Below are 20,594 nucleotides of genomic sequence, written 5' to 3'. Positions count from 1 at the left end.
CTCAAAAGCTAAAGCTTTGTGAGTTTCAGAGTATAGACAAACACATTTTTCAATGCAAACATGCTTTGAAGCTCTTCAAATATCAATTCAATGGCTTTGGTTTGCGAGCGAAGCGAGCCTTAATCCGAGACTTTCCGCCGTGATAAAAGTGGCAGAAACCCCATTGTTTCTGCCACTCGGAAGATTTGAGACCTTAGGCTCAAATCTTAGGCATGGAATTCCGAAGGAAGTCGCTGCCGTCCGCATCACCTAAGGAAAGTCTCATAAAAGACTTTGTCTTCAAGTTGAAACTCACAAGCTAAAGCTTTGTGAGTTTTTTAAACAACAAAATCATCTGTCACTGCTGTTTTTAGCAGCCAAGCCTGCAAATTAAGACAAGAATCCGCAGTGTAATAAGCTTCTTGTTTAGTAGGGTAAAGATGGGAGGTGAAAGTCGCTTGTCCATCATTCATAAAAATTTCAATGGAATTCTTGTCTATATAAAGAGTTAGTTTGGTCAGTTCATCCTCCAAAGAAACTGGCAAACTTTCACCAAGTTCGGTGTTAAACCGCTGATCCATTTGACTGCGGTCAACCGTGCAAACCTTTGTATCACTGTCATAGGAAATACAAAAACCGCCACTGCCATCTTTTTTAGTGAAAAGCTTCAGCTCAAAATCCTGACCTTGATGATTTGATACTTCTATTTCACAGACCCTAGGCAATTCCTTATCTAAAACTACAGCTTTCTTTCGCAGCGAAGCAAGAGCTGGCACAGGCCGCTGCAGCAAACGATTATTAACAAGGCGCAGTTCACGCGGCAGGGTAAGGCTTCCTTCCCAGTCTTCCGCTTCACTTGGATAATGATTGTCCGGCAGTCCTATCCAAGCTGTTAAAACAGCCTTATCAGAATCTTTAACATTAGCAGCAAACTGGGCAGCATAAAAATCAAAGCCATAATCCAAATAATGATAGGTTCCTTCTGCTGTGAATGTTAAGTTCTTATAATCCATTTTTCCAAGCAAATAGACATTATGATTGGTATTTTTACCACGATGCGGCAAGGTTGTATACTGGGGTGAAAAGACCAGAACATCCTTGCCGGAAATGCGCTCAATAGATGGGCATTCCCACATACCACCAAGATCTTCAAAACCTGGAACCTGCAATTCCCCAGCAAACGTCCAGTTCTCCAGTAAAGAATCTGAGCTATAGATTAAAACCTTGCCCTTAAGATCTTTAGACTGCGCTCCCAAAAGAATGTAATATTTTTGAGTGTCTTCATCATAAACAACCTTAGGGTCACGCTGGTGTTCCGTATAATTCTCATGAGGACCAAAAAGAGGTTCAGAAGCTTTGATTAACTCCCCTGACTCTTTCAACTCAGCAACACAGGTATAAGGTGTCCGTACCCAATTTTCATCACGGTGGTTGCCTGTATAAAAAAGGTAGAGATTGTCTCCTGTCGAAAAACCTGAGCCAGAATGCACCCCTTTGTTATCATAGAAAGAATCCGGATAAATACCCACACCGTGGTTTTCCCAATGAACCAAGTCTGTCGAAACTGTATGATACCAGTATTTTAGACCATGCACAGCACCCCAAGGACACCACTGGTAAAAAAGATGCCAAACACCCTTATGGTAAACAAAGCCATTTGGATCACTGGATAGACCTGTAATCGGCTGGATGTGATAAGTCTGCCTGTAATCAGACTTCCTAATGCTATCATAAAGTCCGCAGATCTCACTAGGATCCTGCAAGACACGGTAACGTTCTTCCTGTGTCCACTCTCTCATTTCTTTCTCCTTTAGTTAGAACAATTGCTTTTATTATAGCGTATGCGCTTTCATTTTTCAATCATTCTTTTTTTCACACAAAAACAGCAGCCACTGCTGACCGCTGTCATAGAAACTATTTTTACCTAAATGTTATATATTTAGCAATAGCAGAAAAAGCCGGTTGCTCCTTGCGCTTTGGTAAGCAGCAAAATAAATCGGTCTAAGCTTCTGATTTTTTCTCAACAATGAACTGACTCAGAACCCCATTGATAAATTTACTGGACTTTTTGTCAGAGTATTTTTTTGAAATTTCAATGATTTCATTCAAAGCAACACGTTCAGGCGTTTCATCATAGTACTTGATTTCATATAAGCCCAAACGCAGCAGATTTTTATCAATTAGCGTCAAGCGGGAGAGTGTCCAACCTGTTTTAAGATGCTGAGAGATAGTGTTATCCAGTTCTTCTCTATGCTCAGTTACACCATTGACCAAGGCCAGTAAGAAAAGAGGCAGGCTAACCTCTTCTTCAGCCTTGTCATAAGTATAAGCAAAATTAGCAGCCTTGAGATTGTCGCCGCCAAATTCCAAAGAAAAGAGTGCCTGAAAGGCACGTTCACGAAGGTCACGTCTTGAATCAATAAATGCACTAGCCATCCAGAAAATCCTCATCAAACAGGGTTTTCATATCAGGTTTTGGTGTTTTTTCAGGAACAATGCCAACAACATGGATATTAACTGCCGAAAGGCTGACTTCTGCCATATCATAAACTGCTGTTTTAACAGCTTGCTGAATAGCTATAGAGACTGCAGGAACATTTACGCCATATTGCAGGTAAACGTAGATATCTGCATTTACAGTACCGTCTTCTTCTGTTTGAAGATAAACTCCCCGTCCATGAGCGACTTTGCTGAGGCTGTCCGCTACTGTTTTATTGTGCAGTGAATGGACACCGTCAACCTTGGTGGTCGCAATGCCTGTAATCACTTCAAGCACACGCGGAGAAATAACAATATCTCCAATTATTTCATTTGCCATCATGTTATCCTTTCTCAATGAAAATTATAAATCTAGCTTGACTTAAGCGCGAGAAACGTAGGTCCCTTCAGCTGTGTTAATGATTAATTTCTGACCAACTTCAATGAAATCTGGCACATTGACAACAAGTCCTGTTTCAAGCGTTGCAGGTTTCCCTGAACCAGTTACGGTTGCTCCCTTGATAGATGGCTGAGTATCAGTAACTGTCAGCTCAACAGTTGTTGGGATGGTAACTCCAATAACTTCTGTATTATAGAATTGAATTTTTACTTCTGAATTTTCCAAAATGAATTTCAATTCTTCTGCCACATTTACAACTGGAATTTCATACTGCTCATAGTTTTCTGTATCCATGAAATAAGCTGTGTCATCCATTTGATAAAGGTACTGAGCAGGACGTGTTTCTATGATTGCCTGTTCAAATTTTTCTTCCGGACGGTAAGTCGTATCAAAAGTCGAACCCGTACGGACATCACGCAATTTCATACGCATTACTGTATTGCCTTTACCTGGCTTATGGTGGCTAGCTTCAAGAACTTTAATCAATTTACCATCATTTGTTTCAAAAGTCATGCCAGCTCTAAGCTTACTTGCTTCTATCATTTTTTCTATACCTCTTTACAAAATATTATCATCTCATTTTATCATAAAAAGCTATTATCCTCAAATCATTTTGCAATGATTTGAGAAATGCCAGAGACACACTAACACCATAAATTCATCTCAATAAGGAAAAATGTGTCTTGCTTTGGATTAAAATTCTGCCAATGAGTTTCGAGCACACATTTCCTTTACCAATCAAATACAGTTCCTTAGCTGATTCCAGTTTGAAAACCAGTGTTTTAACTGCCTAAGGCTGCGGTTCTCTGAACATAATTCTCCCTATAGCAAACATCCTCAGTAATCATATCGGCCAATGGCTAGTATCCTTAGTCAGCCAAGCTTTGAAGTAGCTGTCCACTACTTTTAGTCATCTATCTTACCGCCAAGTGTCAATTCAGGGACATCATGCTGATAATAGCCAACACCCTTTTTCTCCATCAGCTCAATAGCAAAAGGATGCATGCGATAGGCAGTCTTATAAGTAATTTTCGTAATCCCCGCCTGCAAAAGGGCCTTGGTACAATTCAAGCACGGAAAATGCGTCACATAGATTTCTGTATTATTGGTTGAAATACCTTCTTTAGCACATTGAATAAGGGCATTCATTTCCGCATGGACGGTTCGAATACAATGGCCGTCCTCCATATAGTGCCCTGCTTCATTACAGTTGTCCGTCGCAGCTACCCCGCCATTATAACCTGTAGCAATAATACGATTATCCTTAACCAGGACAGCTCCCACATAGGCTCGGTTGCAGGTTGAACGTTTGGAAATCAGCTCCGCATTTGCCATAAAATAATCTTGCCATGAAAGTCTTTTTGTTTCTGCCATAAGAACTCCTTTTGCTGCATAAAATCAAAGTAACAACGATAAAACCTAGCCTCAGCAGGCAGTTAAAATAATTGCTGACTGTCAGTATTTCTACGTCAGAACAATCAATTCCTTAGGGGCTAATGTCAAAACCTCACAGCCGTCCTCAGTAATAAGGAGATCGTCTTCGATCCTAACACCATATTTATCCTCTAGATAGATTCCTGGTTCATCTGTCAAAACCATTCCAGCAGCAATCGTTTCACTAGATTTTCCAAAATAAGGTATTTCATGAATATCAAGTCCGATACCGTGGCCAATGCCATGAGTAAAATACGGACCATAGCCCGCATCATTGATAACACGGCGCGGGACACGGTCGTAGTCGATATAAGTCATTCCAGCTTTGGCCGTCTCAATCAAAGCCTTGTTAGCCTTTAACACAAGATTGTAAATGCCACGCTCTTCATCGGTCACCTGGCCAATATGAATGGTTCGGGTCATATCACTGACATAGTGATTATAGTAACAGCCAAAATCTACTGTCAGTGTTTCTCCCGTCTGAATGACCTTGTCACTTGCTACTCCATGAGGCATGGCAGAACGATAGCCTGATGCCGCAATCGTTTCAAAGGATACACCGCTTGCACCGTATTTTCTCATGCGAAAATCTAAAAAGTCAGCCACATCACGTTCAGTTGTTTGATTGGGCTTAATAAAATCAAGCATATCCAAGAAAGCTTTATCAGAGATCTGACAAGCCTGACGGATAGCCTTAATTTCATCCGCATCCTTAATCATACGGATACCTTCAATAAAGTCCGCCATTGGTCGCAAATGATAGCCAGCAAAGACATTTTCCAAAGACCTGAAACAGCGGTAAGGCACTTGATCATCAAAGCCAATTGTTGTTAATTTATCGCCAGCTATCGTTTTGGCAATTTCAGTCAGAGAATCACGTGTTTCAATAATGTCAAAACCCTTAACCACATTCTTAGCAATCAAGGTATAGCGAGCATCTGTCAAAAACAAGCGACGGTTCTTACTAATAAAAACTGTTGCCTGTGTTCCCCAAAAGCCGGTAAGATAATAAATATTTTTAAGATTGATCACCAGAACTGCATCACAGCCGGCATCAGCCAGCGCAGCTTCTACTTTTTGAACTCTGTCTTTCATGAAAAGATCTCCTGTATTCTTGCTTATAAGTTTATCATGAATTCAATAGATTTAAAAGAGCCGAGAAGAATCTGTCAACAACTGGCTCTTAGAAATGAAAAGTGGGATAATATTGATAGAAACAATGGAGGTAATCATATGATTTGCAACGAATGTTATGTCGCGGAAAACAGGGCAACACCTTTACTTCATCCGAAAGAGTGCTTAGAAAATCACACGCAATACATTTGTGGAAGCTGCGGGAAATGTATTTGTATTGAACAGACCGAAAAAGGGTTACAGAGATGGCAATTCCCGTTTAAATCCCTAGAAATCGCTAAGCTTTATTTGAGAACAGCAGATTTTACCATGAAGCAGTGCTGCGGTATTTATGAAATTCAAAACAGCAACGGAAGGTTTTCTTATAAAATCTTTACAGATAAAAATACCATGCTGGCTTATCTCAAAAAGAACAAGGATAAGAGCTGTATAAGCGGCAACCCGCTCTTTTCAACATCTGATTATAGAGAATTTCCTAATACAGAAATCAGAAAACTTACGGCTGAAGAAGTTAGAAAATATTTATCCCAACAGTAACAGACATGATGCAGGACAGTTCAGCTGTCTTTGATCAATTTATTCAATAAATGGGATTCTCACTCAGTAGAGCAAAGTGAAGGCAACAACCTATATCTGAAGAGTAATAAGATAACAGTACAACAAAAAACAGGGTAGGACTTTCATGATAATAATCATAAAGATCCTGCCCTTTGCTGCTATTTTAACTTATTTTTTAAATACTGGCCTGTAAAGCTCTCCGGCACTTGAGCCACTTCTTCTGGCGTTCCGGTCGCAATAACCTGACCGCCGCCAACTCCGCCTTCGGGACCTAAATCAATAATATGGTCTGCAGTCTTAATAACATCCAAATTATGCTCAATAACAAGCACCGTATTGCCATCATCCACAAAACGCTCTAAAACCTTAAGAAGCCGAGCAATATCATCGGTATGAAGACCAGTTGTCGGTTCATCTAAAATATAAAAACTCTTACCCGTCGAGCGTTTATGGAGTTCACTGGCCAGTTTCATCCGCTGAGCTTCTCCGCCCGACAGAGTAGTCGCTGGCTGGCCAAGTGTCACATAACCAAGACCAACATCCTTGATGGTTTGAATCTTGCGGGCAATCTTAGGAATCGGTGCGAAAAATTCTGCCGCATCATTGACTGTCATATCAAGAATTTCCGCAATATTTTTCTCCTTGTAATGAACTTCCAAGGTCTCACTGTTGTAACGGGTGCCGTGGCAAACTTCACAAGGCACATAAACATCCGGCAAAAAGTGCATTTCAATCTTGATGATACCATCACCCGAGCAAGCCTCACAGCGGCCGCCCTTGACATTGAAAGAGAAGCGCCCCTTCTTATAACCGCGAATTTTAGCTTCATTGGTTTGAGCAAATAAATCCCGAATATCGTCAAACACCCCTGTATAGGTTGCTGGATTTGACCTCGGCGTCCGGCCGATAGGACTTTGGTCAATATCAATCAAACGATCGATATGCTCAATCCCTGAAATCGACTTGTATTTTCCTGGCTTTTCAGAATTACGGTTAAGCTTTTGCGCAATGGCCTTCTTTAAAATACTATTGACAAGGGTTGACTTGCCAGAACCCGAAACCCCTGTTACAGCGATAAATTTACCAAGAGGAAACTTGACATTAATCTTTTGCAGATTGTTCTCTGCTGCTCCCTTGATTTCAATGAAACGACCAGTTCCTTTACGGCGCTCCAGAGGCACAGGGATTTGTTTCTTGCCGGATAAATATTGTCCGGTAATGGATTTTTTATTTTTCGCGACCTGCTTAGGAGTGCCCGAAGCAACAATTTCTCCACCTGAAGCGCCGGCTCCCGGTCCAACGTCAACCAGCCAGTCAGCTGCCATCATGGTATCCTCATCATGCTCAACCACAATTAACGTATTGCCCAGATCGCGCATCTTCTTAAGGCTAGAAATCAAACGGTCATTGTCCCTTTGGTGCAGACCGATTGAGGGTTCATCCAAAATGTAAAGTACGCCGCTCAGGTTGGAGCCAATCTGAGTCGCCAGACGAATACGCTGGCTCTCACCGCCTGATAAGGTTCCTGCCGAACGCGATAAGGTCAGGTAATTAAGACCAACATTATTAAGGAAAGTCAAACGATCCTTGATTTCCTTAACAATCGGTGTCGCAATTGTTTTTTCATTTTCTGACAATTCCAAATGCGTCAGTAAATCCAGATGATCCGCAATGGATAAATCAGATACCTGTCCGATATTCATCCCTTTTTCACCGCCAACTCGAACACTGAGCGCCTGATCATTGAGACGGTAACCCTGACAAGTAGCACAGGGCAGCTCATTCATATAACCGCGCATCACATTGCGGGTGAAGTCGCTGTTGGTTTCGTGATAGCGTCGGCTGATATTGCTGACAACACCTTCAAAAGGAATATCGATATCTCTGACACCGCCAAACTCATTCTCATAATGAAAATGAAATTCTTGACCATCAGAGCCATACAAAATCAGATTTTTAGCCTCATCCGACAAATCCTTCCAAGGTTTATCCATATCCACAGCAAAAGCATCCATGGCCTGCTCCAGCATTTGGGGATAGTAATTTGAAGAAATCGGATTCCAAGGAGCAAGCGCCCCTTCTCTTAAGGTTTTGGTCTCATCGGGAATGACCAAATCTAAGTCAACTTCCAATTTGATGCCCAGACCATCACAGGTCGGACAGGAACCAAAGGGAGCGTTAAACGAAAAGAGGCGCGGTTCCAGCTCAGGCACTGTAAAGCCACAGACAGGACAGGAATAATGCTCTGAAAAAATCAATTCATTGCCATCCATGGTATCGATCATAACATAGCCATCACCTAAGCGCAGGGCTGCTTCAATAGAATCGAACAGCCGGCCACGAATGCCCTCTTTTTGTACCAGGCGATCAACAACCACTTCAATACTGTGCATCTTACTTTTAGACAGCTCTGGAACTTCTGCTATATCAACAATCTCACCATCAACCCGCACACGGACATAACCATCCTTTTGGATACGCTCAAAAACAGACTTATGCTGCCCTTTTTTCCGGCGGACAACAGGCGCCAAAATCTGCATGCGCGTCCGCTCAGGCAAGGTCAGCACCTGATTAACAATCTGCTCAACAGACGAAGCAGTAATCGCACCATGACCGTTTTTACAGTAAGGCACACCAACACGCGCATACAAAAGCCTCAGATAATCATTGATTTCTGTGACCGTCCCAACTGTTGAACGCGGATTTTTGCTGGTCGTTTTTTGGTCTATGGAAATGGCGGGGCTGAGACCGTCAATTGAATCCACATCAGGCTTGTCCATATTTCCCAAAAACTGTCTGGCATAGGCCGACAGACTCTCGACATAGCGGCGCTGGCCTTCAGCATAAATCGTATCAAATGCAAGGCTTGATTTCCCAGACCCTGACAAACCTGTCATGACAATCAGTTTATCACGCGGAATCTCCACATCAATATTTTTTAAATTATGAGCACGCGCTCCATGAATAACTAACTTATCCTGCATAATGAATTGAGCCTTCTCTCTAGTCTTATCCTCTTATTATAACAAATATTTAAGAATCAGTTGCCCAAAAATGTTTCAAATGTAGTATAATAAAACAGTATGTATTAAATAAACGAAAAGGAGGGCTTGTCATGAAGCAAATGTTTCTTTCAACAGCAACAGAATTCAAAGAAATCGAAACATTCGAGCCAGGTGCTTGGATTAATTTGGTCAACCCCTCCCAGGAAGAGTCACTGCAGGTTGCTGAAAATTTCAATATTGACATTACAGACTTGCGGGCACCACTCGATGTCGAAGAAACTTCACGGATTTCTGTAGAAGATAACTACACACTTATTATCGTTGACGTTCCTACGCCAGAAGAGCGTAACAGCCGCAGTTACTATATTACTATTCCCTTGGGAATTATCGTGACCGAAACAGCTGTTATTACAACTTGTTTGGAACCTCTGACGCTTTTTGACAATTTTTTAAACCATCGGATACGCAATTTTTACACCTTTATGAAGACCCGTTTTGTCTTCCAGCTTCTTTACCGAAATGCAGGGCTCTATCTGACCGCCCTTCGTTCCATCGATCGCCAAAGCGACAAAATTGAAGCTCAGCTGGAAAAAGCAACGCGTAACGAACAGCTAATTGACATGATGGAGCTGGAAAAATCAATTGTCTACCTGCGAGCTTCTCTTAAGCTCAATGAACGGATTGTCAAAAAACTCTCCAGCAACACTTCCAGTCTCAAAAAGTATGTTGAAGATGAGGATTTGCTGGAAGATACCTTGATTGAGACCCAGCAGGCCATTGAAATGGCTGGCATTTACGAAAATGTCCTTAATGTCATGACAGAAACATCCGCTTCAATCATTTCCAATAACCAAAATACCATCATGAAAACCTTAGCCCTGATGACCATGGCTTTGGATATTCCAACCGTTGTCTTTTCTGCCTATGGCATGAACTTCCAGAACAACTGGTTGCCCTTAAACGGTATGGAGCATGCTTTTTGGTACATTGTTTTAATTGCAGTTGCCATGAGCTCGATTGTGGTCATCTACTTTATCAGAAAGAAATGGTTCTAAATGGGTAAGAATGTCGGACACTAAAAGTGTCTCGTCATTCTACCGGCATCCGCTATCCGGCGGCATGTCTTACCCATTTACTGGGACAGGAGATCAAATATTATCGATTGGACCTCCTGTCCGGCGTAACGCTTTTAATGTCGGACACTAAAAGTGTCTCGTCATTCTACCGGCATCCGCTATCCGGCGGCATGCCTTACCCATTTACTGGGACAGGCGGTCAAATATTATCGATTTGACCTCCTGTCCGGCGTAACCCTTCCTGGAATGTCGGACACTAAAAGTGTCTCGTCATTCTACCGACATCCGCTATCCGGCGACATGCCTTTTACCATTTACTGGGACAGGCGATAATACAGGATCGATTTCCCTCTTATGCGACCTAACTTCAGATATCCAAATATCGGGCTGTCTTTTCTTACTATGTTCTTACTTAGATTTTTATAAACAGGAGAATTCTAACACATGGATTTACAAAACCTCACTAAAAAGAATCAAGAATTTATCAATATTGTCACTCATCAACTCATTCAAGCTGGTAAATCTGACGAGGACATCAAGACTATTCTTGAAGAAAACCTGCCAGACATTTTGGAAAAACAAAAGCAAGGAATTCCTGCTCGCTCCTTCCTTGGTGCCCCAACCGTCTGGGCAGCACGTTTTATTGAAACTGATGAAATTAAGGCTAACAAACTAGCACCAAAAAATACCAATCCTTGGCTGATGTGGTTGGATACGTCACTGTTTTTCCTTGCCATCGTTGCTTTAGTTACAGGACTTTTAAATTTCCTCAGTAAGCAGACCCCAAGCTATGGAATCATATCCATTCTTTTTATAGGTTTTGGTGGCGGAGCAGTCATGTTTGCTAGCTATTATTTTGTCTATCGGCATTCAGGAAAACCTAAAGATCAGCGTCCAAGCTTGTGGAAATCAATGGGAATGTTGATTCTCTTTATGTTCTTTTGGATGTTGCTTTACACTGCGTCTAGCTTACTGCCTGCAGCTGTTAACCCTAAACTCTCAGGAATAGTACTTCTTGTTATCGGTGCCGCTGCTTTCGCTATTCGCTACCTGCTTAAAAAGAAATACAATGTTGAAAGTACTCTAGCACCACAGCAAAGTGCAAAATAACTTTCAAGGTTCATTAAAAACAGCTTAGACATAAAAAACGACCACTTAAAAAGAAAGTGGCCTTTTTTATAAACTTTTATGCTATAGTTAATATATGGAGACAAGATATATTTTTGATGACAGCGTAGCACCTGGCGTTATGGAAATCCATTTGAATCCCAAGCACCAGTCCATTGAGGTCTTTTTAGATAAAGAAATCTTCTTTTTAAATATCTCAGATATCATTTTTATTGAAATCAACAATCGTAAAACCTATGTCCATACAAAAGATCGGGTCTACCAAAGCCGACTGCATTTGCGTGAATTCATAGAATTGCTGCCCGATTATTTCCAGCAAATTGGCAAGAGTCAAATTGCCAACAGTCTTGAAATTTCTGCCATCAATAAATCTTTTTCTTCCACCCCAAAAATCAGTTTCAGGAATTCAGCCAAAACAACCTGGGTTTCTCGAAAATACTACAAAGCATTAATCATGAAAAAAAGGAGTCTCTTATGAAAAAAGGATATTTTTGGTATTTGCTGTTATTGGCATTGGCTGTCTATTTCATTATCACAGCCTTCTTTCCAGCCTTGCATCTCATTTTAGATAGCATGCTAATCTTGGCTTTATTATTTTCTTTATTTGGTCTCAGCAACCGAAACTTCATTTTAATCTTTATCGGTCTGGGATTCTTAAGCATTTATCTTAAAAATCTTTTCCATTTCACCTACTCTGTCGGACCACTTTTTGCTGGCCTTGTCCTTATAGGTGTCGTTTTGCATAATTTAATCAATTCCCGTAGCTCTTACACTTATAAAAGCACCTCTTATCATCATTTTGAAGGTGAAAAAAATGCCAATTATATTGACAATGAAACCGATATTTACCTGAGAACATTTTTTTCAGAAAATATGACTTACGTGACATCTAAACAATTGACCAATGTGTACATTAATACTAAATTTGGTGAACAGTCAATTGATTTCACTCAAGCTCAGTTTATGACAGACTCCCCCGAAATTAGACTTGACGTCGCTTTTGGTCAGACCAATATTCGCATTCCTAAAAACTGGAAAATCATTAATAAAGCAAGCAGCCCCTTTGCTTCCATTTCATTCGCAGGCATTCCTAATACGGATAGCGAGCTTGTAACGGTCGTGCTTACGGGTTCAGTATCTATGGGAGAAGCTGTCATTCAGTACTAATAAAAAAACACTGGCACAACTGTGTGCTGGTGTTTTTTGTGCTGCTTAGTCACTTTACTCCCTTAGCAAGTGCAAGTTAGTAAGGCACTAAAAAGGAGTGGAACAGACAGCAATGATTGCTGTTAATATAAACCAACTGCTGCAGCTGATAATGAGTCTAAAAAAGAAGCTGAGATTTACCTCAACTTCTTTACATTTTAATCTTCATTTACGAAAGGCATAAGCGCCATAACGCGAGCACGTTTGATTGCATTTGTCACTTTGCGTTGGTTTTTAGCTGAAGTGCCTGTTACGCGACGTGGTAAAATTTTACCGCGTTCAGATACAAAACGGCTGAGCAATTCAGTGTCTTTGTAATCAACATATTCAATTTTATTAGCTGCGATATAGTCAACCTTTTTACGGCGTTTGAATCCGCCACGACGTTGTTGAGCCATGTTTTTTCTCCTTTATATCATGATGTTAGGGGCTTTAAAGCAAGCGAAAATAGACAATTCTTATTTTCAAAATGACTTATCTTTTTTCTGAGCTTTCCAACCCGAACTCCAATGAGTTTCAATTCGTTCAACCTTTTAGAAAGGAAGATCGTCATCTGAGATGTCCATTGGATTTGAATTTCCAAATGGGCTCTCATCTCTGCCAAAGTTTGGTGTTTGCGATTGTGAAGCATCCTGCTGGGATGAAAAATTATTTCCGCCAAAATTGCCGCCAGCATTATAATTGTGGGATTGAGCTTCACGTGTAGCACGGCTTTCCAAAATTTGGAAATTGTCCGCAACAACTTCTGTAACATAAACACGCTGTCCCTGCTGATTTTCATAGTTACGGGTCTGAATACGGCCAGTAATTCCAAGCAGGGTACCTTTTTTAGCCCAATTGGCTAAATTTTCAGCCTGCTGACGCCAAATCACGATGTTGATGAAATCAGCTTCACGTTCACCATTTTGATTTTTAAAATTACGGTTAACCGCAAGCGTGAAAGTTGCAACAGCCTGATTGCTTGGAGTGTAACGAAGCTCAGCATCACGAGTCATGCGACCAACTAGTACTACATTATTAATCATAAACTACCACTACTTTCTTAAGCGTCAAGTTTAACGATCATGTGACGAAGAATATCACCGTTGATTTTTGACAGACGGTCAAACTCGTCAAGAGCTACGGCATCTTCAGTCTCAACATTGATGATGTGGTAAAGTCCTTCACGAAAATCTTGAATTTCGTATGCAAGACGGCGTTTTTCCCAATCTTTTGACTCAACAATAGTTGCACCATTGTCAGTTAAGATAGAGTCAAAACGTTCTACCAAAGCATTTTTAGCTTCTTCTTCAATGTTCGGACGAATAATATAAAGAATTTCGTATTTTGCCATTGATTTTTCCTCCTTTTGGACTAATGACCCCAAGCCTAAACAAGGGGTAAGTGAGGGATACTCACGAAATACTATTATACAAAAATTATAAGACAAATGCAAGGAATTTTCTCAAAAAATCAAACAAAAGTCAGCTCTATTGTAGGCTAGATCAGCCCTCTTCTGTCTCTTAAAGAAATTCGCTGATTTTTTCAACTGGATAGCGCTGTGAATGGACTTCTGCTTGCTGTTTAGCAGGATCAGGCTTACCTATGGCAATTGCCATGCAGGGCACATAACGCTCGGAATCTAAACCTAAAGCTTCAGCAGCGGCACTGGAAGCGTAGCCTTGAATAGCATTTGTTTCATAGCCATGAGCCCGTGCCACTAACATAAACTGCATAGCTACAAGGGCACTATTAGTCTTAGCATCAAATAAGAGTGATTCTCGACTTGCATTTTCATATAAAGGCAGAAAAGTTTTTAAAACTTCGTCTCTTTTTTCAGGGCTTATCTGTCCGTCATTGCAGGCCTTATTCCACAAATCACGATAAGATTTATAAGCTTCAGTATCGCCAAAAATCATGACAACAGCTGAGGAAGTTTCAAGTTGCGGCATATTAAATCGCATAAAGAAAGTACGCAGCTTGTCCTTGCCCTCTTCACTGTCAATGACAATAAACCGCCAGGGCTGTAAGTTACAAGCAGACGGAGCCACATGGGCCTCCTCAATCATCTGAGACATTTCATCGCGGCTGATTTTGACAGCAGGATCAAAATGACGTACAGAATGTCGATTTAAAAGAATATCAGCGAAATTATTATTTACAAAGTCTGTCATCTTACTGCTCTCCTTTATATTAAAAGTATTTGCTACACCTAATGATAACCCTGTTCCCCAATTTATATTATGAAAACCAAAAGCCCTTTTACAATGCACAAACCCCAACGATTTACACGCTCATCGCTGGGGTTTTTCCTATTCTAAAATTAAAGTGTCATCGGACTTCTCCTGTACACTTTTTTGATTTTTAAGGAGTTATTCACTATTTTCATAGTCTTTCTGATTTATCTCTAAAATGGTAGACCTCCTTTTATATTCTATTTAAGAATTACTAGGTCTTTGAGCTCTCCAACCTAACTATCTACCTAGATTGTCGACCTTAACTCTATTTTTATCATCAAAGCAAGGGCATTACTCGCGAGTCTTTTTACTTATAGAGATTTTAAATAAGAACCACCCAAAACTTCCTTACTATACAATCGTTTCTGGTCACTTATTCTTCATATCCTGATTATAATCTTTAATTGCCCTTTTGCTTTTTTTACCACATTTACAATAAAACATTATCTGTAAAGTTATTGCCTACCGTCTATTCTTTGTCACCGTTCTTATAGCGACCTACATCAAGCATTAACATAAGCGCCACCTCCTATTGAACAAAAAACTAATTACTTATAAAGATTTTTAATCTCCGTTTTTATACCGTGCGATATTCAATCTTACCATAAGAATTCCTCCTTATCGTTTCCGATTTCTTATCTTATTTCTAAATTTATTTTATCGTAACCGCTTACATTTGTCAAGATAAAACTGTTAAAAATATAACTTTTTTGGAAAATAAATCAGCATCTGCTACAATAGACTTATGCTAGATTTAAATGACTACGGTATAAAAATGTGGGATGCCGACAAAATTGCTTCCTTCCGAAAAACCTTATTGGCTTGGTACGATCAGGAAAAGCGTGATTTGCCTTGGCGTCGGACAAAAAATCCCTACTGTATCTGGGTTTCTGAAATCATGCTGCAGCAAACTCAGGTAGCAACTGTTATTCCCTACTATGAACGTTTTTTGAACTGGTTTCCGAGCATTCAGGATTTGGCACAGGCACCCGAGGAACAATTGCTTAAGGCCTGGGAAGGTTTAGGCTATTACTCTCGTGTGCGCAATATGCAAACGGCTGCCCAGCAGGTTATGGAAAAACACGGCGGACAGTTCCCCAATACTTACGAAGATATTGCTGTCCTAAAAGGAATCGGTCCCTACACAGCCGGAGCTATTGCCAGTATCGCTTTTGATTTACCTGAACCGGCGGTTGACGGCAATGTCATGCGGGTTATGGCCAGACTTTTTGAAGTTGACTATGATATTGGCGATCCTAAAAATCGGAAAATTTTTCAGGCTATTACAAAAATCCTTATTGATCCCAAGCGGCCCGGTGATTTTAATCAGGCCTTAATGGACTTGGGGACAGATATTGAAGCAGCTAAAAATCCAAGACCAGAAGAAAACCCTGTTCGCTCTTTCAGTGCTGCCTATCTCCATGGAACAATGGATAAATATCCAATTAAACTGCCTAAGAAAAAACCGCGGCCTGTGCAAATACAAGCCTTTATTATTCGCAATCAAAAAGGTGATTTTCTGCTTGAAAAAAATAATAAGGGCCGTTTACTGGCAGGCTTTTGGACTTTTCCGCTTATGGAGACGGACTTTATCAGCCAGCAGCTGAATCTCTTTGAAAATGATGAGACATCTATTTTAGAAACCCAGTCACAAAAGCACATTTTTTCAGAAGATTATCAACTAACAGTTGATTGGTCTGATAAAGTTTTTCAGCCTGTCAAACATACCTTTAGCCATCAAAAGTGGCAAATCGTTCTGACAGAAGGCTTTACAACTGCTGACAGTCTTTCTGATGAACATGAACTCTGCTGGGTTTCTGCTCAAGATTTTGAACAATTTCCCATGGCTGCACCTCAGAAAAAAATGATAGAAGCCTATTTGAAAACAGGCCTCTAAAATCCAGAAATCTTTAAAATTTTCTCTTTCCTTTTTATGGAATCATCTCAGCAGAAATCGAGTAGAAAGCCTTAAAATTCCTATTTGAGAAGGCAGCTCAGCTATTTCTGCCTCAGCAAAATTAATTTTGATCTTTAAGTTTTCTGAAAGAATTCTTTAAGTCTATCTTAAGGAATCGTTCGTATACTATAGTCATCCTAGCAATAGGATTCCTAAAAACTTTTCTTTTTCATAAATCTCCTAGAAAAGGCCCTGAGAAATCAGGGTCCTTTTTTGTACATTTATCAGTTATCGATTCGAGTAGAAATCATCTGCTGCAGCAATCGCTTAAGAACCCAAAAAAATAAACCGAAGCCAAGTATTTTCAGCTTCGGTCATCTGATAATAATACAAGGATTAACTAAGATCAGCTACAATAGCTTTAAGCTGATCTTTTGTGTGAACACCAGCTACCTGCTTAACAACTTCACCATCTTTTTTAAAGAGAAGTGTTGGAATGCTCATGATACCAAATTGCTGTGCTGTATTAGGATTTTCATCCACATCAACTTTGACAATTTTGAGTTCATCTTCACTCAGTTCTTCTGAAAGCTGCTCAAGAATTGGTGCCTGCATAAGGCAAGGACCGCACCAAGTTGCCCAGAAATCAACAAGGACAAGTCCATCTTTCGTTTCTGCTTCAAAGGTTGTATCTGTAACTGCTTTAGTCATAATATTTTCCTCCATTTTTTTATAAGCTTATTCTACACTAAAAGATACAGTTTGCCTAATATTTACTACGCTATTTAAAAGTGACGATTGTTGCTCCTGAACCGCCTGCGTTTTGAGGGGCATAACCGAATTCTTTGACATTTTTATTGCGGCGCAGATATTTGGTGACACCCTCACGAATAACACCAGTCCCAATCCCATGAATAATATCGACCTGAGCCATATTATTGAGAAGAGCTTGGTCTATGAACTCATCTAATTCCTGCATAGCTTCTTCATAACGTTTGCCGCGTAAATCAAGCCGAGCACGAGGATTTTTTTGAGAATTTCTTTTGACCACTTGGACTTGTTTTTTCTGTGAATTTTTTGCACTGTTTTTTTGCACTGGGTCAAATTCAGTTTCTTTCAAGGTCATCTTGATTAAACCAACCTGAGCTTCCCAGCGACCGTCTTTAAGCTGCTTGACCAAGGTTCCTCTCTGCCCGTAGCTGCTAACGATAATATCATCTCCTACTTGATAAGACCGCTTTTTCTTGGCTTTTTTCAATACTTTATTTTTAGACAAATCAATTTCAGGAGCCAAGGTTTTGAGCCGCCCTTTGGCCTCAATAACCTCATGCGGTTTAAGTTGCGATTTGTCCTGAAGATTTTTAAGAATGCTGTCGCTTTCTGTCAAAGCCTTATCGACAATTTCCTGTGCCTTGGCCTTAGCCTTATTTAATTCTTTATCTCTGGCGTGTGAGAATTCATTGTAGAGTTTTTTGACCGCACGATTGAACTTTAAATTTTCCTGTTCAACTTCACGAATATTCTCCAAGCGTCTGCGGCTTTCAATTGTCTGATTTTCCAAGCGCTCAATAATCTGATTGACATCAGAATCCGTATTTGTTAACTGTTCAGCTTCTGACACAATAATTTCTGAAAGACCCAGACGGCGGGCTATCTCAAAAGCATTAGAACGTCCCGGAACGCCCTGCATGAAATGATAAGTGGGACTTAGTGTTACCATGTCAAATTCCATGCTGGCATTTTCCACATAATCAGATTCAATACCGTAGGCTTTAAGCTCTGGATAATGCGTTGTTATCATTGTCTTAATGTCTGATAGACGCAAATGCTCCAGTATACTCATGGCTAGAGCTGCTCCTTCCTGAGGATCCGTCCCGGCACCCAGCTCATCAAAAAGAACCAAACTGTCCTTATCAGCTGCCTGCAGGATATCAACAATATGTGTCATGTGACTTGAAAAAGTCGACAGACTTTGTTCAATAGACTGCTCATCACCAATATCAGCAAAGATGTCTTTAAAGACAGCAGCTTTGCTTCCTGGATCAGCTAAAATGGGAAGACCTGACTGGGCCATCAGCTGGGTTATACCCAAAGTTTTCAGCATGATCGTTTTACCGCCCGTATTGGGACCAGTAATTAAAATAGCAGTTGTATCAGCACCAAAATACAAATCATTGGCTACTGGATTAGTCAAAAGAGGATGGCGAACCCTAATCAGCTGTATAGTCTTGTCAGACGTCAGGCTGGGAATTGCTGCCTGATATTCTTTCATATACAGGTACTTAGCACGAACAAAGTCAAGGTGCCCTAACAGCCAAGCATTATTTCTGATGGCAGCCGTTTTAGGACGCAGTCTATTTGCTAAATCTTGCAAAATACGTGTTATTTCATAACGTTCGTCAGCACGCGCCTGAGTCAGATCTTCATTGAGGTTGACAACCGCTCTGGGTTCGATATAAACAGTACTTCCAGAAGCAGAAATATCGTGAACGACACCTGCAATCCGATGGCGGTAGGTATTTTTCACAGGCAAAACACTGCGGCCGCTGCGGCTGGCAATAAGATTTTCAGCCAGCAAGTCGCCTTGTTTTTTTAACATGTCCTGCAGAATCTGACGAATCTGCTGTTCATTTTGCTGAATCTTTTGACGGATCTGCCTTAATTCTGGGCTGGCAAAGTCTTCAATAAATCCACTATCATTGACAGCTTGCAGACTTCCCTGCAAATCAGGAAAAGCCTCAACCTTTTCAAACAATCTATCTAAAACGGTCAAAGAAACATTTTCTAAATTAGCATAAAAACGACTGATATCAGCTGACAGCTGCAAGACCCGCTTAACTGCGAGCAGTTCCTGAATATTAAGATCAGCTCCTAATTCCAGACGGCGCAGACTCTCAGAAATGTCCTGACTGTGTCCAAATCCAAAAGAACCATATTCTTGATGAATCTGCTCAATATCCGCTATTTCTTTAAAAGAACGCTCAATTTTTTCCTTATCAGTCATTGGCAGCAGACTGTCCAACTCTTTTTGACCCTGCTCGGTTTGCAGAAAACCGGCAAACTGTTTTTTCACCTTATCAAATTCTAAGGCATTTAAAATCTTTGTATTCATGGAATTATTATACCATAAGACAGACAAATGCCAGACACTAAAAGCAGCCAACAAAAAAAGCGAGGTCAGACCTCACTTCAATACTGCTGCTATCCAAAAATGATTAACAATCCACGATAATAGAGGAAAATTAATCAACAAACGAATCATCACACTTCCCGCCAGAAAATTCTGTATGGCAGTAATGGGAATAGTCGCTAAAATACTAAAAAAGAGATTAAAGGACAGCATACTTACTAAAACTGCCAATCCTCCGCTGACATAAGCAAAGACAGGCTTATCAAAACGGTTCATCTTTATAAAATGAACAAAAATTCCCAATAGACGAAAAAGCATATAAGATAAAGCATAAATGCTGAAAAAAGATAAGCCAGCATAAAATACCTTATCCAATTCAAATAAATCTACTGATTTGAAAAAAGCAACTGAAGCATCTTCACTGGCATTAGAATAAGGTATCCACAGTGTCAGAGCCTCAGCTAAGGGCTTATAGTAAACTGCAGCAATTCCCAAAGAAATTAAATTAGCTACAAAATAATAGACCTGCAGAATAATACCGCGATGATAGCCAATATAAAAATTCCAAGCCAAAAGCAAAAGAATTAAAAGCGAGATCATTTTTTAGCTCCGCTTCGCTGTGCTCTGCCTTTAAGAATAGATAATTCCTTGGTTCTAAATTTTTCCAGTTCCTCTTCTTTTTTATCAAAATCAATTTCCCGACTTAATTGGGTTGATAAAGCGTTAATAGCCATCAAAATAGCAATCGTTTCATTATCGGCCTGAGGCAATTTTTCTTTGATGGCGTCATATTTTTCTTTGGCAACCCGTTCAATCTCTTCCATAAAAAGATTGTCTTTATCTGTCGTTAAAGTTAATGTTTTTTCACCGAATGTGAATTTGTAACGATTTTTGCTTGTCATAATTTCACCTCAAATTTATTATAGCGTAAAATCTTTTTTTCGTAAATTATA

Annotated in this window: 21 protein-coding genes; 6 read left to right on the top strand and 15 right to left on the bottom strand. The window is 40.2% G+C overall.

Annotation, left to right across the window (positions count from 1 at the left end; all coding sequences use genetic code 11):
- Positions 1 to 317: 317 nt before the first annotated feature.
- From SCSH_RS07720 to SCSH_RS07695, 6 genes are all read right to left on the bottom strand, one after another.
- Entirely contained in the window at positions 318 to 1,778 is a 1,461-nt protein-coding gene (locus SCSH_RS07720) for a glycoside hydrolase family 32 protein (RefSeq protein WP_057491309.1), read from the bottom strand.
- Between the two features lie 202 nt (positions 1,779 to 1,980).
- Positions 1,981 to 2,415 carry a transcription antitermination factor NusB gene (gene nusB / locus SCSH_RS07715; protein ID WP_057491308.1) on the bottom strand — a complete coding sequence of 145 codons (435 nt, stop codon included), beginning with the start codon at positions 2,413 to 2,415 and terminating at the stop codon, positions 1,981 to 1,983.
- Positions 2,408 to 2,797, bottom strand: coding sequence for an Asp23/Gls24 family envelope stress response protein (locus tag SCSH_RS07710; protein ID WP_057491312.1), 390 nt, complete (start codon positions 2,795 to 2,797; stop codon positions 2,408 to 2,410). The genes nusB and SCSH_RS07710 overlap by 8 nt, the downstream gene beginning before the upstream one ends.
- A gap of 42 nt (positions 2,798 to 2,839) precedes the next feature.
- Positions 2,840 to 3,400 carry an elongation factor P gene (efp, locus tag SCSH_RS07705; RefSeq protein WP_057491307.1) on the bottom strand — a complete coding sequence of 187 codons (561 nt, stop codon included), beginning with the start codon at positions 3,398 to 3,400 and terminating at the stop codon, positions 2,840 to 2,842.
- 363 nt (positions 3,401 to 3,763) lie between these two features.
- Complete coding sequence (locus SCSH_RS07700) at positions 3,764 to 4,231, bottom strand: deoxycytidylate deaminase (protein ID WP_057491306.1); 468 nt, start codon at positions 4,229 to 4,231, stop codon at positions 3,764 to 3,766.
- Positions 4,232 to 4,321: 90 nt separating this feature from the next.
- The gene (locus tag SCSH_RS07695) at positions 4,322 to 5,386 is read right to left on the bottom strand and encodes a M24 family metallopeptidase (RefSeq protein WP_057491305.1); all 1,065 of its coding nucleotides are present in this window, start codon (positions 5,384 to 5,386) and stop codon (positions 4,322 to 4,324) included.
- Between the two features lie 36 nt (positions 5,387 to 5,422).
- Between SCSH_RS07695 and SCSH_RS07690 the strand changes: the two genes are divergently transcribed.
- Positions 5,423 to 5,962: a hypothetical protein gene (locus SCSH_RS07690; RefSeq protein WP_082581961.1), complete on the top strand. Its 540-nt coding sequence runs from the start codon at positions 5,423 to 5,425 to the stop codon at positions 5,960 to 5,962.
- A gap of 179 nt (positions 5,963 to 6,141) precedes the next feature.
- Here the strand turns inward: SCSH_RS07690 and uvrA are convergent, their stop codons facing one another.
- Positions 6,142 to 8,967, bottom strand: coding sequence for an excinuclease ABC subunit UvrA (gene uvrA, locus SCSH_RS07685; RefSeq protein ID WP_057491304.1), 2,826 nt, complete (start codon positions 8,965 to 8,967; stop codon positions 6,142 to 6,144).
- A gap of 131 nt (positions 8,968 to 9,098) precedes the next feature.
- Here uvrA and SCSH_RS07680 point away from each other — a divergent pair, with 131 nt between their 5' ends.
- From SCSH_RS07680 to SCSH_RS07665, 4 genes are all read left to right on the top strand, one after another.
- Positions 9,099 to 10,043, top strand: coding sequence for a magnesium transporter CorA family protein (locus tag SCSH_RS07680; protein WP_057491303.1), 945 nt, complete (start codon positions 9,099 to 9,101; stop codon positions 10,041 to 10,043).
- A 465-nt stretch (positions 10,044 to 10,508) separates the two neighbouring features.
- The gene (locus SCSH_RS07675; RefSeq protein WP_057491302.1) at positions 10,509 to 11,174 is read left to right on the top strand and encodes a DUF1129 domain-containing protein; all 666 of its coding nucleotides are present in this window, start codon (positions 10,509 to 10,511) and stop codon (positions 11,172 to 11,174) included.
- Between the two features lie 139 nt (positions 11,175 to 11,313).
- Positions 11,314 to 11,670, top strand: coding sequence for a LytTR family DNA-binding domain-containing protein (locus SCSH_RS07670; RefSeq protein ID WP_057491310.1), 357 nt, complete (start codon positions 11,314 to 11,316; stop codon positions 11,668 to 11,670).
- A complete protein-coding gene (locus tag SCSH_RS07665; protein ID WP_057491301.1) occupies positions 11,667 to 12,359 on the top strand; it encodes a LiaF domain-containing protein in 693 nt (230 codons plus the stop codon). Before SCSH_RS07670 ends, SCSH_RS07665 begins: the two co-directional genes overlap by 4 nt.
- Before the next feature lie 197 nt (positions 12,360 to 12,556).
- Here SCSH_RS07665 and rpsR read toward each other — a convergent pair whose 3' ends face one another.
- The 4 genes from rpsR to SCSH_RS07645 form a co-directional block, all read right to left on the bottom strand.
- Positions 12,557 to 12,796 carry a 30S ribosomal protein S18 gene (gene rpsR, locus SCSH_RS07660; RefSeq protein WP_057491300.1) on the bottom strand — a complete coding sequence of 80 codons (240 nt, stop codon included), beginning with the start codon at positions 12,794 to 12,796 and terminating at the stop codon, positions 12,557 to 12,559.
- A 135-nt stretch (positions 12,797 to 12,931) separates the two neighbouring features.
- The gene (locus SCSH_RS07655) at positions 12,932 to 13,423 is read right to left on the bottom strand and encodes a single-stranded DNA-binding protein (protein WP_057491299.1); all 492 of its coding nucleotides are present in this window, start codon (positions 13,421 to 13,423) and stop codon (positions 12,932 to 12,934) included.
- A 17-nt stretch (positions 13,424 to 13,440) separates the two neighbouring features.
- Positions 13,441 to 13,731 (bottom strand): 30S ribosomal protein S6, encoded by a 291-nt coding sequence (gene rpsF, locus SCSH_RS07650; protein WP_057491298.1) that lies wholly within the window; start codon positions 13,729 to 13,731, stop codon positions 13,441 to 13,443.
- 169 nt (positions 13,732 to 13,900) lie between these two features.
- On the bottom strand, positions 13,901 to 14,551 hold the full coding sequence (locus SCSH_RS07645) for a nitroreductase family protein (protein ID WP_057491297.1): 651 nt from the start codon (positions 14,549 to 14,551) through the stop codon (positions 13,901 to 13,903).
- An 808-nt stretch (positions 14,552 to 15,359) separates the two neighbouring features.
- Between SCSH_RS07645 and mutY the strand changes: the two genes are divergently transcribed.
- The gene (gene mutY / locus SCSH_RS07640) at positions 15,360 to 16,511 is read left to right on the top strand and encodes an A/G-specific adenine glycosylase (RefSeq protein ID WP_057491296.1); all 1,152 of its coding nucleotides are present in this window, start codon (positions 15,360 to 15,362) and stop codon (positions 16,509 to 16,511) included.
- A 396-nt stretch (positions 16,512 to 16,907) separates the two neighbouring features.
- On the opposite strand, the gene trxA is transcribed toward mutY, so the two are convergent.
- From trxA to SCSH_RS07620, 4 genes are all read right to left on the bottom strand, one after another.
- On the bottom strand, positions 16,908 to 17,237 hold the full coding sequence (gene trxA, locus SCSH_RS07635) for a thioredoxin (RefSeq protein ID WP_305851980.1): 330 nt from the start codon (positions 17,235 to 17,237) through the stop codon (positions 16,908 to 16,910).
- 55 nt (positions 17,238 to 17,292) lie between these two features.
- Positions 17,293 to 19,623: an endonuclease MutS2 gene (locus SCSH_RS07630; protein ID WP_057491294.1), complete on the bottom strand. Its 2,331-nt coding sequence runs from the start codon at positions 19,621 to 19,623 to the stop codon at positions 17,293 to 17,295.
- A 72-nt stretch (positions 19,624 to 19,695) separates the two neighbouring features.
- Positions 19,696 to 20,241 (bottom strand): CvpA family protein, encoded by a 546-nt coding sequence (locus tag SCSH_RS07625; protein ID WP_057491293.1) that lies wholly within the window; start codon positions 20,239 to 20,241, stop codon positions 19,696 to 19,698.
- Positions 20,238 to 20,543 (bottom strand): cell division protein ZapA, encoded by a 306-nt coding sequence (locus tag SCSH_RS07620; RefSeq protein ID WP_057491292.1) that lies wholly within the window; start codon positions 20,541 to 20,543, stop codon positions 20,238 to 20,240. The genes SCSH_RS07625 and SCSH_RS07620 overlap by 4 nt, the downstream gene beginning before the upstream one ends.
- Between the last annotated feature and the right edge of the window lie 51 nt (positions 20,544 to 20,594).

This window comes from Streptococcus orisasini, from assembly GCF_001431045.1.
GTDB classification, from domain to species: Bacteria; Bacillota; Bacilli; order Lactobacillales; family Streptococcaceae; genus Streptococcus; species Streptococcus orisasini.
Note: the sequence above shows the minus strand (reverse complement) of the source record. Positions and strands in the feature narration are given on the sequence as shown.